This is a genomic window from Streptomyces mirabilis, assembly GCF_039503195.1.
Lineage (GTDB): Bacteria > Actinomycetota > Actinomycetes > Streptomycetales > Streptomycetaceae > Streptomyces > Streptomyces mirabilis_D.
Map to the genome: position 1 here is coordinate 5,613,698 of NZ_JBCJKP010000001.1, position 13,559 is coordinate 5,627,256.

Consider the following 13,559-nt stretch of genomic DNA (forward strand, 5'->3'; position numbering starts at 1 on the left):
GGAGGGGCGTCGAGGATGAGCACCAAGGACTTCATCGAGAAGGACTTCTACAAGGTCCTCGGCGTCCCCAAGGACGCCACCGAGGCTGAGATCAAGAAGGCGTACCGGAAGCTCGCCCGCGAGTTCCACCCGGACGCCAACAAGGGCAACGCCAAGGCCGAGGAGCGCTTCAAGGAGATCTCCGAGGCGAACGACGTGCTCGGAGACCCCAAGAAGCGCAAGGAGTACGACGAGGCACGCGCCCTCTTCGGCAACGGCGGCTTCCGTCCGGGTCCCGGCGCGGGCGGCGGCAACTTCAACTTCGACCTGGGCGACCTCTTCGGAGGCGGCGCCCAGGGCGGAGCGGGCGGTGCCGGCGGCTTCGGCGGCGGCATCGGTGACGTCTTCGGGGGCCTGTTCAACCGCGGCGGCGCGGGCACGGGTACGCGGACCCAGCCCCGGCGCGGCCAGGACATCGACACCGAGGTGACGCTCAGCTTCACCGAGGCGGTGGACGGCGCGACGGTCCCGCTGCGGATGACGTCCCAGGCGCCCTGCAAGGCCTGTTCGGGCACCGGCGACGCGAACGGCACACCGCGCGTGTGCCCGACGTGCGTCGGCACCGGCCAGGTCGCGCGCGGCTCCGGCGGCGGCTTCTCGCTCACGGATCCCTGCCCGGACTGCAAGGGCCGCGGTCTCATCGCGGAGAACCCCTGCGAGATCTGCCACGGCAGCGGCCGTGCCAAGTCCTCGCGCACGATGCAGGTCCGCATCCCGGCGGGAGTGAGCGACAGCCAGCGCATCCGCCTCCGCGGCAAGGGCGCACCCGGCGAACGGGGCGGCCCGGCAGGCGACCTGTACGTCACGGTCCACGTGGACGCCCACCCGGTCTTCGGCCGCAAGGGCGACAACCTCACCGTCACCGTGCCCGTCACCTTCGCGGAGGCGGCACTCGGCGGCGAGGTGCGTGTACCGACCCTGGGCGGCCCCTCGGTCACCCTGAAACTGCCCCCAGGCACGCCCAACGGCCGTACGATGCGGGCCCGCGGCAAGGGTGCCGTCCGCAAGGACGGTACGCGCGGCGACCTCCTCGTCACCGTCGAGGTCGCGGTCCCCACGGACGTGTCGGGCAAGGCTCGCGACGCCCTGGAGGCGTATCGCGAGGCAACCGCGGGCGAGGACCCACGGGCGGAGCTGTTCCAGGCCGCGAAGGGAGCATGAGCAGATGGACGGCCGTCGTCGAAACCCCTATGAACTGACCGAGGAGACCCCGGTCTACGTCATCTCGGTGGCGGCCCAACTCTCCGGCCTGCACCCGCAGACCCTGCGTCAGTACGACCGCCTCGGCCTGGTCTCCCCGGACCGCACCGCCGGCCGGGGCCGGCGCTACTCGGCCCGCGACATCGAACTGCTCCGCACGGTGCAGGCGCTGTCCCAGGACGAGGGCATCAACCTGGCCGGCATCAAGCGCATCATCGAGCTGGAGAACCAGGTGGCCGCCCTCCAGTCCCGCGTCGCGGAACTGGAATCGGCCCTGGACGGCGCCGCTGCCGCGATGCAGCAGCGCGAGGCCGCGGTGCACGCCTCGTACCGCCGCGACCTGGTCCCGTACCAGGAGGTCCAGCAGACGAGCGCGCTGGTGGTCTGGCGGCCGAAGAGGCAGTCGGACTAGCTCCCACGTACCGAAGGGGGTGGGGAGGTCGTCGACCTCCCCACCCCCTTCGGCGTTCTTCGGTTCACCGCGCCGCTTCTGTGACCGTCCAGTCGCCGGCGGGGTGAGGTCCTCGCGCTCGCCGGAGCCTTAGTCCCTCGTCACGGTCCAGCGGACGCCGAAGTTGTCCTTGGGGAGGCCGGAGGCGGCGGTCTTCGTGCCCCAGTACGCGCTGACCGCGGCGTCGCAGTCCGTTTTCTGCGGTGTGTCGGAGAAGGTGGTGTTCGCGTGGAACTGCCGCTTGTACACCGGTGATGCGCGGCTGCTCGCGGCGGAGGCCGGCGCCCCCGAGGCGGCGAGCAGACCCCCGCTGGTGGCGGTCGTCGGCGTCGCGGCGAGCGCCGGTCCGCTCCGCCCAACTGGTCTCATGCTTCCCCTGTTTCATGCCGCGATGTGCGCGGCCACCTTCGAGACTCCCGGACGTCGGGGAGGGTCGCATGCCGCCGGGGAGCGAGTGACACAAGTCAATCAGAGGGGTTCTGTGGAAGTGGCGGCGCACCCCCTTCCCATCGTGTTCACTTGGGGAACACAGAATGCTGTTGCCATCTCGTTAAGTGGTTACTCCTTGACGCTGAGGTGATCGCCGCGTTGGCTTTCAGCCACCTGGGTCGCAAAGCAGCTACCTCGCCCGGAAGGCACCTGATGTGAACACTCGTAACACCCGGCTTCGTCGTACCGCCATAGCCCTGGCCTGCTCCGCGATGACCGTCTCCCTTGCCGCCTGCGGTGTCGTGGACGGGATCGGCGGCAGCAACACCAAGGCGAGCCCGACCAAGGGTGACGACATCACGGTTGGTCTGCTCCTCCCGGAGAAGGCCAACACCCGTTACGAGAAGTTCGACTACCCGATCATCGAACAGCAGGTCGCCAAGCTCACCAACAACAAGGGCAAGGTCGACTACGCCAACGCGGCTCAGAACGCCACCAAGCAGAGCCAGCAGTTCCGGCAGATGGTGGCCGACAAGGTCGACGTGATCCTCGTCGACGCGGTGGACTCCAAGGCCATCGCGAGCGACGTGCAGAAGGCCAAGGACGCGGGCATCCCCGTCATCGCCTACGACCGTCTGGCGCAGGGCCCGATCGACGCGTACATCTCCTTCGACAACGAGCTCGTCGGCCAGGTGCAGGGCAAGGCGCTCCTGGAGGCGCTGGGCACCAACGCCTCCTCGAAGAAGATCGTCATGATGAACGGCTCGCCCACCGACCCGAACGCGGCGCAGTTCAAGTCGGGCGCCCTGGGTGAGCTCAACGGCAAGGTCGTCATCTCCAAGACGTACGACACCAAGGACTGGGACCCGGCCGTCGGCAAGGCCAACATGGAGAAGGCCATCTCGGCCATCGGCCTCAGCAACATCGCCGGTGTCTACTCCGCCAACGACGGCCTCGCGGGCGCCGTCATCGACGCCATGAAGACCATGGGCGTCAGCAAGGTGCCGCCGGTCACCGGTCAGGACGCCGAGCTGGACGCGGTGCAGCGGATCGTCCGGGGCGAGCAGTACATGAGCGTCTACAAGTCCTACCCCGACGAGGCCTCCGCGGCCGCCGAGATGGCTGTGGCGAAGGTCCAGGGGCGTGGCATCGAGTTCGACGCGCTCACCCGCGACAAGGTCGACAGCCCCACGAACAAGAAGATCCCCTCCCAGCTGATGCCCGTGGTCGCCCTGACCAAGGCGAACATCAAGGAGACGGTGATCCAGGACGGCATCTACACCGTCCAGCAGATCTGCACGGCCTCGAACAAGGCGGACTGCACGGCGATCGGCCTCAAGTAGTCGTGCTCCCGCACTGACGACCTGCACCGACACCTGCACCGACCACTGCACTGACGAACGCGCGGGAGCCCTGAGCGAAGGGCTCCCGCGCGTTCGTCGGTTTCTCCGCGGGAGGGCCCGGGGCCACCCCGGCAGCAGCCGGTCCACCGCGGGCATCGACATCACCCGGCTGAGCTGTCGTACGCAGGGTTCTGCGGCCGGCGTCGCTCCTCTGCGCGACCTGATGCCGCACCGGCCGCGCTTGAGGCGGTTACGGGAGGGCGGGGACGAGGACAACGGCGACGCGCCGCCGGGCAGGGCTAGAGCGCGGACAGCAGGATGATGAGGGAAACGGGTGGGTACGCGGCGGTCGCCGCTGTGACGGGCAGGCCCAGGAGCACGTACGCCAGGACGGAGAGCGTGCGTACGACGGGCCCGTCGCGCGTGGTCATCCGCTTCGGGGCACAAGGGTCGTAGGTCACCTCGGTCCGCTCCGGATCGGTCGCCACGCGTCGGCCGCTTCCGCTGAGCGTCCGCTCCTCGCCTGCCACATCGGTGAACGAGTACCTCTTGACGAGCACTTCGCCGACGCGGTCGCTGTCCTGGTAGACGGCGAGGACGGCGATGCCGCGGCGGCGCAGCGACCACCAGTCCACCGTGACCCGGTACACGATGTGCGTGAGCGCGCACCCGACGAGGAACGGTGTGTAGGAGGTGACCCAGAGGAGGACGAGCGTCCACTCCCCGGTGGCCGCGGCGAGGGCCGTCCCCAGCGCGAACTGCGCGCCGAACGCCCATTGCACCTTCCGATCGCGGGACGTCGTCCAGCGGTCCTTCCGTTCCGTCCCCCGGTCCAACAGCACGGCGTCCTGCTCGAAGAGGGCCGTGGTACGGCGGGCGTGCAACACCAGTTCCGTCACGAGGAGCAACATAAGGAACCTGTACGCGTGTTCGGCAGGCCCGACTCTCACGTCCCGGCTGAACCAATCCGGGCCCGCCGGTGTCTCAGAGGGCGACCGTGTTCGTCGTACTGGATGTGCTCGTCGTGCTGGAGGCGCCCGTGGCCATGATCGGCCTGTTCTGGATCACCAAGGAGAGCGTGTACGTGGGCGCCGAGCCCGAGGGGTACGGGCGCGGGGTGCGGCTCACCCCCGAGGGGCTTCAGGCCGTGGGCACGGGCCAGGAGGGGTTCTGGTCCTGGGCTGACGTCCGGGAGGTCACCGTTCACGACGTGCAGGTGCGCTCCAGTACCCGGTGGCTGGTGAACAACGTGATGGACACGGTCCTCGACATGGCGACGGGCGGCGGTGAGGCACCGCCCGCGTTCGAACTCCACGTACGCACGGACGAGGAGAAGGCCGAGCTGACGGTGTACACCGCGGCCGTCGGTGGCTACGTCCAGTCCGAGTACGAGCTGTCGGTGGCGCTGCTGAACCGGTTCGTGGACGGTACGGCGGACGTGGCGCGGCTGCTGGAGTGGGGGAGTGTCGAGGGCGACGGCGTGACACCCTGGCGGGCCGCGCGCGAGGCCCTGCTCACGAGCTGGGCCTCGGCCTGAGGTGTGGGACGAAGCGGATCGTTCCGTCCTCACCGCATCGCGCGACCCGGGGGAGACGATCACCGGGCCCAAGCGGAGCTGAGCCTCACGCCACCCGCGTGAACTCCACCGTCACCTCCGGTGGGCCCCCGGCCACGCCCCGGTAGATCCCCTTGTGCGGGGTGACGTCGTCGTAGTCGCGGCCGCGGCCGACCACGACGTGGGACTCGTCGGCCCGGGTGCTGTTGGTGGGGTCGTAGCCGGTCCAGTCGCCGGCCCAGTACTCGATCCAGGCGTGGCTCTGGCCGGCGACGGGGCGGTGGAGCTCGGCATCGCGTTCGGGGTGGAGGTAGCCCGAGACGTAGCGGGTGGGCACGCCCAGGCCGCGCAGGAGGGCCGCCGTCAGGTGGGTGATGTCCTGGCAGACGCCCGCGCCCTGCTCCCAGGCCTCCATGGCGCCGGTGTTCACGCCGGTGGCGCCGGGGAGGTACGAGACCTGGTCGGTGACCATGGACGAGACCGCGACCGCCGTCTCGTGGGGGTCCAGGCCCGTCGACGCCGACCTCGCCCGCTCCACCAACTCCCGCGTCACCGTCGTACGGCCGGTCGGGGACGTGTACTCCAGGAGGCGGGAGTTCGCCGTCGTTCTGGCGACCTCCGCCCAGGTGGGCGCGGGGGCCTGCGGGCCCGGTGGGGCCGTCTCCACCAGGCTCGACGCCGTGATGGTCAGGTCCTCGTGCGGTTCCATCAGGTCGAAGCCCGTGACCTGGGTGCCCCAGTAGTCCCAGTACGACCAGGTGGGCGTGGTCGGGTTGACCGTGACCCTGGCGTCCAGGGTCGTCTGGCCGGGGAGTGTCAGGGGGATCATGCGGACCTCGTTGTGGGAGGAGACCGCGGCCTGCGCGTACGAGACGCGGGTGGTGTGCCGGATCCGCAGCCGGCGTGTCACGGGAGTGCTCATCGCGCTCACGCTCCTTCCTGGGCCCACTCGACGGGCCCCTGGTACGGGAAGAACCTCTCCGCCACCGCCTCCGCCGAGGCCGTGCACGCTTGTTGCAGGTCGCGGAGGAGCAAGGGGAGCTGTTCCTCCAGGGCCGCCAGGTCCAGGTATTCCAGACGGGTTCTCATACGGCCTATCGGGCGGCGGGCCGGGTCCTGACGGGGGCGGCCGAGGGCGGCGAGGCACTCCTCGGCGGTGGTGAGCGCGTGCAGGGCGGACCGGGGGAAGTCCCGGTCGAGGAGGAGGAATTCGGCCACTCTCGGGGTGTCGCCGAAACCGCCGTACACCCGGGCATACGCCTCGTCCGCGCCGCTCGCGCTCAGCAGTGTCGGCCAGTCGGGGGCGTGGGCGGCGTCCAGCACGCGGACGGAGAGGAGCCGTACGGTCATGTCCACCCGCTCCAGGCTCCGGCCCAGCACCACGAAACGCCAGCTGTCGTCGCGGCTCATCGTGGAGTCCGCGAGGCCGAAGAAGAGGGCGGCCCGTCGGCGTACCAGCTCCAGGTACGCGTACGGGCCCGTACGGCGGGCCGCGAGGCGCTGGTCGGCCAGCGCGTGCCAGGTGGAGTTGAGGCACTCCCACATCTCCGAGGAGACGGCCTCGCGGGCGCTGCGGGCGTTGAGGCGGGCGGCTCCGAGCGCGCCCTCGATGGAGCAGGTGGAGCGGGCGTCGAAGGCGAGTTGGTCCAGGACCTGCTGCATGTCGACGCGTTCGGAGCCCGCGTCGACACCGAGGATGGCGTACAGGGAGCGGCAGGCCACGTCCTCGTCGCGCCAGGGGTCCTCCAGGAGGCGGTGGAGGTAGGCGTCGAGGATGCGGCCCGTGGCGTCCGCCCGCTCGACGTAACGGCCCGTCCAGGTCAGGGCCTCGGCTATGCGGGAGAGGATCACGTCGTTCACTGCTGCTGTGCCCCTTCCTGTACGACGCCACGGGCGCCGTCGGGTCCGAGCTGGCGCGGGACCACGTCCCACGCCGTGCCGCCGCCGTCGGCGTCCTCGGCGATCGAGGTCTCCTCTGTTCGAGCGAAGTCGAGAACTCGGGGGAGCTCGGCGGGGCCCTCCGCCAGCACCCAGGTGTCCTTGGAGCCGCCGCCCTGACTGGAGTTGACGATGAGGTTGCCCTCCTGGAGGGCGACCCTGGTGAGGCCGCCGGGCAGTACCCAGACGTCCGTGCCGTCGTTGACGGCGAACGGGCGCAGGTCGATGTGGCGGGGCGCCATCCGGTCGCCCGCGAGGGTGGGCGAGGTGGAGAGCGCCACGGGCCGCTGCGCGATCCAGCCACGCGGGTCGGCGGCGACGGCCGCCCGGGTGCGCTCCAGGGTGTCCCGGTCGGCCTTGGGTCCGATGACGATGCCCTGGCCGCCCGCCCCGTCCACCGGCTTGATCACCAGCTGGTCGATCTGATCGAGGACGGCTTCCAACTGGCCTGGTTCGTCCGGACGGTAGGACTCGACGTTCGGGAGAACGGGCTCCTCGCCGAGGTAGTACCGGATCAGATCGGGTACGTACGTGTAGAGGAGTTTGTCGTCGGCGATGCCGTTGCCCACGGCGTTGGCGAGCGTGACGGTGCCCGCCTGGGCGGCGCTGAGGATGCCCGGGCAGCCGATCACCGAATCGGGCCGGAAGTGCAGCGGATCGAGGAAGTCGTCGTCGAGCCGTCGGTATACGACATGCACCGGCATCTCGCCCCGCGTGGTCCGCATCCAGACACGGTTGTTCCGGCAGGCGAGATCGTGTCCCTCGACCAGCTGCACCCCCATCAGCCGTGCCAGCAGGGCGTGTTCGAAGTAGGCGGCGTTGCTGGGGCCGGGCGTGAGGACGACGACCCTCGGGTCGCCGACCCCGTCGGGCGCGGCGGCGCGCAGGGCCGCCAGAAGTCTCTGCGCGTAGCCGTCCACGGGGACGACGTGCTGTTCGGCGAAGAGGGACGGAAAGATCCTGGTCATCGCGCGCCGGTTCTCGATGACGTACGAGACCCCGGACGGCACGCGGACGTTGTCCTCCAGGACCCGGAAGTCCCCGGCCTCGTCCCGTACGAGATCGATGCCGGCGACGTGGATCCGTACGCCGCCGGGTGGCTCGATCCCGTGCGCCGCCCGGTGGAAATGGGGGGAGTTGAGCAGGAGACGCCAGGGCACGACCCCGTCCTCGAAGGCGCGGCCGGGCCCGTAGGCGTCGGAGAGGTAGGCCTCCAGGGCCCTCACCCGTTGGGAGACACCCCGTTGGACGAGGTCCCATTCGAGGGCGTCGAGGATCCTGGGGACCAGGTCCAGCGGCCAGGGGCGCTCCTCGCCCGCGAAGGCGTAGGTCACGCCACGGTCGGTGAACGCGCGGGCCATCTGGTCGGCCCGGAAGCGCAGTTCACCCGGTTCGATCGGCTGCAGGGCGGCCAGTACCGGCTCATAGGCGGTCCTGACTTCACCCGGCCGCTCAAACATCTCGTCCCACGCATCGGCCAACGCGTACGCGTCAAATATGTCCGCCATGGCCCGACGGTAGGTGCGGTACGTAACGTACCGATCACTCGACGATTTCCGGCAGCTCACGCGATCCGGACAGGGGCGGCGGAGCCCTGGCCGGACGAGGAGTGTCCGGCCAGGGCGGGCCAGGACGCCGTGTCGTCCCGGTGAACCGGGTCCACCCTGGCACCGGGTCGCGCACCCCGACCACCGTCATCTTGTTGCAGAGCGCCGTGCGGAGGTGGGGATATTTCCGTACGTACATGGGCGAGAGGGGGCGTGCGAAGGGCGCAGCCGTGTTGCGATGGCGGTCGGGTCCGCGCATAGTTGCGCTGCGGACGGCGCGGAGCGTCACCGTGCCGCAGTGTGAAGCGTTGTGCCAGGGAACGGTGCGCGGCGTCGCAGCGCCGAGGCTGTGGGGCGTCGCACTGCGGGAGGATGCCGGAGCCGGTGGGCGGGAGCCAGGGGTGGGAGATGGCCGGGCACGGGACGGACAGGCATCCGCACGGCGCTGACCGACTGTGCGAGACCGGGGACCGCGTGTATTCCCGGGCGGTGCGGCGCGGGCGGGTGCCGCGCGCGGACGCGGAAGCGGTGCCCTGTCTGCTGGAGTTGGCGTTGCTGCACCCCGACCCCGACGACATGGGGTGGCTGGTGCCGACCTCGCCGCAGGAGGTCATGACACGGCTGCTGCGGGGCGTGTACGAGGAAATCAGCGCCAGCCAGGCGCGCGTGGGCGACGCGGTGGCGGCGTTCGAGTGGTACGCCGGGCTCGGCGGGCGCGTCCAGGCGCCGGGCGAGGGCGTGGCGATCCGAGTCCTGGACGGGCTGCCCCGGATCCGGGCCGCGATGGACGAGGCGACCGAGGCGTGCGCGACCGAGGTGCTCACCGTGCAGCCCGGCGGTATCCGCCGCGAGGACGAACTCTCCGAGGGACTGCACCGGGCGCTGGAGATGCGCCGGCGGGGCGTGCGGATGCGCGACCTGTACACGCACGTGGCCCGGCACGGCCAGGGCCTGCACAACTACATGGAGCTGATGGGCGACGCGGCGGAGGCCCGCACCCTCGACGAAGTCGTCGAGCGCCTCATCCTCTTCGACCGCAAGGTGGCCTTCATCCCGGCGAACGCGGACCGCACGATCGCCCTGGAACTGCGCCACCCCGCCCTCGTCGACTACCTGGTCACGGTCTTCGAGCGGCTGTGGCGCCTGGCGATCCCGCTCGCGGCGCCGCTCCCGGAGACCGGCATCGACGGCATCACCCACCGCGAGCGGTCCATCGCCGCGCTGCTGGCGGAGGGACACCAGGACGCGGTGGTCGCGGAGCGGCTGGGTATCAGCGTCCGCACCTGCCGGGCCCACATCGCACGTCTCTCGGAGACCCTGGGCGCCGCGAGCCGTACCCAGTTGGGTGTCAGGATCGCGCAGGCGGGTCTGGACGGACCGCAGCGCGCTGCGGAACTGCTGCCGCTCAGTGATCCGGGTCGAGAATCCCCGACCGCCCGATGAGGTAGCCGAGCTGGGCCCGGCTCTCGCTGCCGAGGGTGACGGCGAGTTTGGCGATGTGGACGCGGGCGGTGCGGACGTTCATGCCGAGGCGGTCGGCGATCACGGTGTCCGTGTGCCCTTCGACGAGCAGGGCGGCTATGGCGCGTTGGCGGGGGGTGATGCCGTTGTGGGACGGGCGCTGGACGGCTTCGGGGTACATGGGCGTGGCCAGGCGCCAGAGCCGGTCGAAGGTGGTCACGAGGTAGGAGACCAGGGCCGGATGGCGGACTTCCAGGGCGAGGAAGCCGTCTTTGTCGGCCGGGATGAAGGCGACGGTGCGGTCGACGGCGATGAGCCGGTCGGTGATCTCGTCCAGGCTCCGCGCCTCGACGTCGCCGTTCAGTTGTTCGTAGCGGGCGAGAGTCATGGGTGAGTGGCGGAGCGTGTGCTGGTAGAGGGTGCGGATGCGGGCGCCTCGGTCGAGCAGGGCCTGGTCGCGGTCCAGGGCGAGGCCCTCGGCCACGACGCCACGGTGACCGGCGAGACCGTTGTGCGGCTGGATGCACAGGATTTCGCGGGACGCGGCGGCCATGGCCTCGGTGATGGCCCCGTTGATCCGCTCCGTGCCGCTGAGGACCCGGATCGTCGGGGTGTCCGTGGCTGCCGTGCGCCTGCCGTCGATACGCATCAGCGGTTCGAACACCGCGGCCAGTCTGGTCTCGCGCCGTCGTTCTTCCGCGACGCGTTCCTCGGAGGTCCGTAGTAACCGGTGGAGGGCAACTGCCGGGGCGACGGGCTCCAGCCAGTTCAGATCCTCGATGGCCGGGTGCACCAGTCCGAAGTCGACGAGGCAGGGCGCTTCGGCGGCGTCCGCGCTGCGTACGCGCCCTGCACGCAGGGCCCGTTCGTACAGCTCCGATCCCGCCGCGCACAGTTCTTCCACGCCGTGGGCCAGGTGCGGGGCGTCGGTCACCCCGCCGCTCCCTCCTGCTTGAGGATTCCCGATTCCGCTATGAGGTAGCCGAGTTGGGCGCGGCTGCCGCTGCCGAGAGCGGTGGCCAGCTTGGCTATGTGGGCGCGGCAGGTGCGGACGTTCATGCCGAGACGGCGCGCGATGGCCTCGTCGACGTGGCCCTCCACGAGGAGCTTGGCGATGGAGTGCTGGATGTTGGTGATGCCGCCCAGGGCGGGTTCGTAGGGGGCGCCGGCGCTGAGTGGGACGGCGCGGTCCCACATGAACTCGAAGACCTTGATCAGATAGCGGACCAGGCCCGGGTGGCGAAGCTCCAGGGCGACCTGCTGGTCGTCGCGGGTGGGGATGAAGGCGACGCTCTCGTCGCAGACGATGAGACGCTCCACCAGCTCGTCGACGGTGCGGTATTCGACCTTGCCGTCCGAGAGCTGGGCCACATACGCCAGCTTCTCGGGACTGTGGCGGGCCGTGTGTTGATACAGCGTCCGGATGCGCACACCACGTTCGATCAGAGGCCGGTCGCGCTCCAGGCCGAGAAGAAGGCTGCGCTCGGAGCCGCGGTCGCTCGGCTGGATGGTGAGCATCTCGGTCTGGCACTGGGCCGTGGCCAGGTTGAGCGCCGCGTTGATCCGGTCCCCGCCCTCCAACACCGTGATGGAGTGCGTGGACGTGGCCTCTTGTGCGCTGAGGGCCATGAACGGCTCAAAAGCATCGCTCAGTTCGACCGACAGCCGTCTGCGCTCGGCGATCTCGCGCTCGATGGGGTTGAGTCGCTGAGCCAGGGCGACGAACGGGGGCACCGGACGGAGCCAGCTCGCGTCGTCGGGATCGGGGTGAAGGAGCGCGAGTTCCATCAAGCAGGGGGCGGGCGTCACGTCCGCGCGTGCGATTCGTCCGGTGCGCAGGGCGTTCGCGTAGAGGCGTCCACCCGCCTCGCACAGATCGGTCACCCCGTGGGGATGTGTCGCGTTAGTCTGATTTGTTGCCAAAACTCCACCCCCCAGGGTCCTGAACGTGCAGGAACATGATGCATCGATTATGTGGCCACGACGTGCCCGAATGAGCCATCGTCTTACTCGACGGGGGAAGACGGGACTTTCAAGTGAGGACGAAGCCGACTATGCGTAACAAAATGCTTCGCTCGGTGCTTGTCGCCGCCTTCTCCGCCGTGGTGGCATTCGGAGCTCTGGGCGGCCTCTCCGGCGCGAAGGGTGATGTCCGGGCGGACAGTCACTGGCCGGCGGCAGCAGCGGACATCCAGACCATCCAGACGGTGAGTACGGCGGACGACGGCTCCGGGAGCTGACGTGACCACACCCCCCGACGACCGATCCTTCCGCCGAGAAATGGCCACCGCATACCGCTCCGGCTGGCACTTCATCGACCTGGCCACCGCCATTCCCCACAGTGGTGACTCGTTGATGGTGACGGTGTTCGGAGAGCCGGTCGTCGTCACCCGGGATGACGACGAGGACGTCCGGGCGTACCGGTGTCTGCGGCGCCCGCGCGGCGCGCCGCAGCCCGTGCGGTGTGCCATTCGGTACGGAATGATCTTTGTGAACCTCGACCAGCGTGACCACCAACTGGACGAGCCGGAAGTCCCGGACGTAAGGACCATCTCAGCCACCCCCCGCAGTGCCTGACGCGATTCCCCCGTCGTAGTAGATCGCGCAGGTACTTCCCCGCAGCGGCGTCACCGTGACCTGAACACGGTGACGCCGCTGCAGTTTTGGGCGAAAGATCCACGTATCCGCCCCTCTTCATGCCATCTCCACAACGGCTGAGATCAGCCGGGTCTCACGCCCGCGGCCGGCGGGTCCCACGCCGGGGACCGGTCGGCCGGGTCATACGCCCGGGGCCGGTCAGCCGGATTCCGCGCCCACGGCGGTTCAGCCGGGTCCCGCGCCCGAGACTGGTCGGCCGGGTTCCGCGCCGGGGGCTGGTCGGCCGGGTCTCACGCCCCGAGGCCGATCAGTCGGACCGCGCGCCCGGGATCGGGGCCGGCTAGTCGGACCGCGCGCCCGGGTCGTTCGGCCGGGCCGCACGCCCGTGGTCGGTCGGTCGGTCGGGTCCCGCGCCCCGGGGCCGGTCGGCCGGGCCCGCGGCCGGTCAGCCGTGTCCCATCGCCGAGGTCAGGGTGATCTCGATCGCCACCCGGTCGGGGTTCGGCGAGGGCACCCTCCCGTACCGCTCCGCGTACCGCCGCTCCGCCTCCGCGACACGCGTGGCGTCGGCGGCGATCCTCGCGCGCCCCTCCAGCGTCGCCCACCGGCGTCCGTCCACCTGGCAGACCGAGACGCGCGCCCCCTGCGCCCCCGCGGCCAGTACGTGCCCCACCTTCGCGCTGGACTTGTTGGTGATCACCCGAGCCAGGCCCGCCTCGGGGTCGTATGTAACCCCGACGGGCACGACGTGCGGGCTGCCGTCCGCCCGGAGGGTGGTGAGGGTGCACAGATGACGTTCCCGCCAGAAGGTGAGGTACGCGGGGTCGGGATCGTGGGGGTCCACGGGGTATGCGCTCATGGTCGGAAATGTATCCCCACCCGTGAGTGCCATGGCTTCCCGAGCGTCCTTGAGTGGAATAGACTCAACTTTGTGTACGTTGGGTGAGTCAGTCCGTACAGAAGAGTCGTACATCAGGGTCGTATTGAGGAGGAGAACG

The 13,559-nt window shown here is 70.0% G+C and carries 15 protein-coding genes; 7 read left to right on the forward strand and 8 right to left on the reverse strand.

Annotated features, from left to right (window positions below):
- Positions 1–15 precede the first annotated feature (15 nt).
- Together dnaJ and AAFF41_RS26010 are read left to right on the forward strand one after the other, a co-directional pair.
- Entirely contained in the window at positions 16–1,200 is a 1,185-nt protein-coding gene (gene dnaJ, locus AAFF41_RS26005) for a molecular chaperone DnaJ (RefSeq protein ID WP_319750221.1), read from the forward strand.
- A 4-nt stretch (positions 1,201–1,204) separates the two neighbouring features.
- Positions 1,205–1,651, forward strand: coding sequence for a heat shock protein transcriptional repressor HspR (locus tag AAFF41_RS26010; RefSeq protein WP_054231331.1), 447 nt, complete (start codon positions 1,205–1,207; stop codon positions 1,649–1,651).
- A gap of 129 nt (positions 1,652–1,780) precedes the next feature.
- Here the strand turns inward: AAFF41_RS26010 and AAFF41_RS26015 are convergent, their stop codons facing one another.
- Entirely contained in the window at positions 1,781–2,059 is a 279-nt protein-coding gene (locus AAFF41_RS26015; RefSeq protein ID WP_343324702.1) for a PA14 domain-containing protein, read from the reverse strand.
- Between the two features lie 275 nt (positions 2,060–2,334).
- Between AAFF41_RS26015 and AAFF41_RS26020 the strand changes: the two genes are divergently transcribed.
- Positions 2,335–3,462: a sugar ABC transporter substrate-binding protein gene (locus tag AAFF41_RS26020; protein WP_319750222.1), complete on the forward strand. Its 1,128-nt coding sequence runs from the start codon at positions 2,335–2,337 to the stop codon at positions 3,460–3,462.
- A gap of 299 nt (positions 3,463–3,761) precedes the next feature.
- On the opposite strand, the gene AAFF41_RS26025 is transcribed toward AAFF41_RS26020, so the two are convergent.
- Positions 3,762–4,361 (reverse strand): hypothetical protein, encoded by a 600-nt coding sequence (locus tag AAFF41_RS26025; RefSeq protein ID WP_343324703.1) that lies wholly within the window; start codon positions 4,359–4,361, stop codon positions 3,762–3,764.
- 98 nt (positions 4,362–4,459) lie between these two features.
- Here AAFF41_RS26025 and AAFF41_RS26030 point away from each other — a divergent pair, with 98 nt between their 5' ends.
- The gene (locus tag AAFF41_RS26030; protein WP_225900398.1) at positions 4,460–4,999 is read left to right on the forward strand and encodes a hypothetical protein; all 540 of its coding nucleotides are present in this window, start codon (positions 4,460–4,462) and stop codon (positions 4,997–4,999) included.
- An 85-nt stretch (positions 5,000–5,084) separates the two neighbouring features.
- Here the strand turns inward: AAFF41_RS26030 and AAFF41_RS26035 are convergent, their stop codons facing one another.
- Genes AAFF41_RS26035 through AAFF41_RS26045 form a run of 3 tightly spaced genes read right to left on the reverse strand, consistent with a single transcriptional unit; the run spans position 5,085 to position 8,463 of the window.
- Positions 5,085–5,939 carry a transglutaminase family protein gene (locus AAFF41_RS26035; RefSeq protein WP_343324704.1) on the reverse strand — a complete coding sequence of 285 codons (855 nt, stop codon included), beginning with the start codon at positions 5,937–5,939 and terminating at the stop codon, positions 5,085–5,087.
- Between the two features lie 5 nt (positions 5,940–5,944).
- Positions 5,945–6,877 carry an alpha-E domain-containing protein gene (locus AAFF41_RS26040; RefSeq protein ID WP_054231334.1) on the reverse strand — a complete coding sequence of 311 codons (933 nt, stop codon included), beginning with the start codon at positions 6,875–6,877 and terminating at the stop codon, positions 5,945–5,947.
- A complete protein-coding gene (locus AAFF41_RS26045; protein WP_319750225.1) occupies positions 6,874–8,463 on the reverse strand; it encodes a circularly permuted type 2 ATP-grasp protein in 1,590 nt (529 codons plus the stop codon). The genes AAFF41_RS26040 and AAFF41_RS26045 overlap by 4 nt, the downstream gene beginning before the upstream one ends.
- Positions 8,464–8,910: 447 nt before the next feature.
- Between AAFF41_RS26045 and AAFF41_RS26050 the strand changes: the two genes are divergently transcribed.
- Entirely contained in the window at positions 8,911–9,945 is a 1,035-nt protein-coding gene (locus AAFF41_RS26050) for a helix-turn-helix transcriptional regulator (RefSeq protein WP_343326353.1), read from the forward strand.
- Here AAFF41_RS26050 and AAFF41_RS26055 read toward each other — a convergent pair.
- Complete coding sequence (locus tag AAFF41_RS26055) at positions 9,908–10,897, reverse strand: helix-turn-helix transcriptional regulator (protein WP_319750226.1); 990 nt, start codon at positions 10,895–10,897, stop codon at positions 9,908–9,910. The genes AAFF41_RS26050 and AAFF41_RS26055 overlap by 38 nt on opposite strands.
- Positions 10,894–11,886 (reverse strand): helix-turn-helix transcriptional regulator, encoded by a 993-nt coding sequence (locus AAFF41_RS26060; RefSeq protein WP_319750228.1) that lies wholly within the window; start codon positions 11,884–11,886, stop codon positions 10,894–10,896. The genes AAFF41_RS26055 and AAFF41_RS26060 overlap by 4 nt, the downstream gene beginning before the upstream one ends.
- 131 nt (positions 11,887–12,017) lie before the next feature.
- Here AAFF41_RS26060 and AAFF41_RS26065 point away from each other — a divergent pair, with 131 nt between their 5' ends.
- Both AAFF41_RS26065 and AAFF41_RS26070 read left to right on the forward strand, forming a co-directional pair.
- Entirely contained in the window at positions 12,018–12,203 is a 186-nt protein-coding gene (locus tag AAFF41_RS26065) for a hypothetical protein (protein WP_319750342.1), read from the forward strand.
- Positions 12,204–12,243: 40 nt separating this feature from the next.
- Positions 12,244–12,540 carry a Rieske (2Fe-2S) protein gene (locus AAFF41_RS26070; protein ID WP_054231338.1) on the forward strand — a complete coding sequence of 99 codons (297 nt, stop codon included), beginning with the start codon at positions 12,244–12,246 and terminating at the stop codon, positions 12,538–12,540.
- Between the two features lie 466 nt (positions 12,541–13,006).
- Here AAFF41_RS26070 and AAFF41_RS26075 read toward each other — a convergent pair whose 3' ends face one another.
- Positions 13,007–13,420, reverse strand: coding sequence for a pyridoxamine 5'-phosphate oxidase family protein (locus AAFF41_RS26075; RefSeq protein WP_319750229.1), 414 nt, complete (start codon positions 13,418–13,420; stop codon positions 13,007–13,009).
- Between the last annotated feature and the right edge of the window lie 139 nt (positions 13,421–13,559).

What these genes read in the sequence shown, in the direction of transcription:
- AAFF41_RS26075 (WP_319750229.1), bottom strand. Translation starts at nt 13,420, where the DNA reads ATGAGCGCATACCCCGTGGACCCCCACGATCCCGACCCCGCGTACCTC.
- dnaJ (WP_319750221.1), top strand. Translation starts at nt 16, where the DNA reads ATGAGCACCAAGGACTTCATCGAGAAGGACTTCTACAAGGTCCTCGGC.
- AAFF41_RS26070 (WP_054231338.1), top strand. Translation starts at nt 12,244, where the DNA reads ATGGCCACCGCATACCGCTCCGGCTGGCACTTCATCGACCTGGCCACC.
- AAFF41_RS26065 (WP_319750342.1), top strand. Translation starts at nt 12,018, where the DNA reads ATGCGTAACAAAATGCTTCGCTCGGTGCTTGTCGCCGCCTTCTCCGCC.
- AAFF41_RS26015 (WP_343324702.1), bottom strand. Translation starts at nt 2,059, where the DNA reads ATGAGACCAGTTGGGCGGAGCGGACCGGCGCTCGCCGCGACGCCGACG.
- AAFF41_RS26010 (WP_054231331.1), top strand. Translation starts at nt 1,205, where the DNA reads ATGGACGGCCGTCGTCGAAACCCCTATGAACTGACCGAGGAGACCCCG.
- AAFF41_RS26045 (WP_319750225.1), bottom strand. Translation starts at nt 8,463, where the DNA reads ATGGCGGACATATTTGACGCGTACGCGTTGGCCGATGCGTGGGACGAG.
- AAFF41_RS26050 (WP_343326353.1), top strand. Translation starts at nt 8,911, where the DNA reads ATGGCCGGGCACGGGACGGACAGGCATCCGCACGGCGCTGACCGACTG.
- AAFF41_RS26035 (WP_343324704.1), bottom strand. Translation starts at nt 5,939, where the DNA reads ATGAGCACTCCCGTGACACGCCGGCTGCGGATCCGGCACACCACCCGC.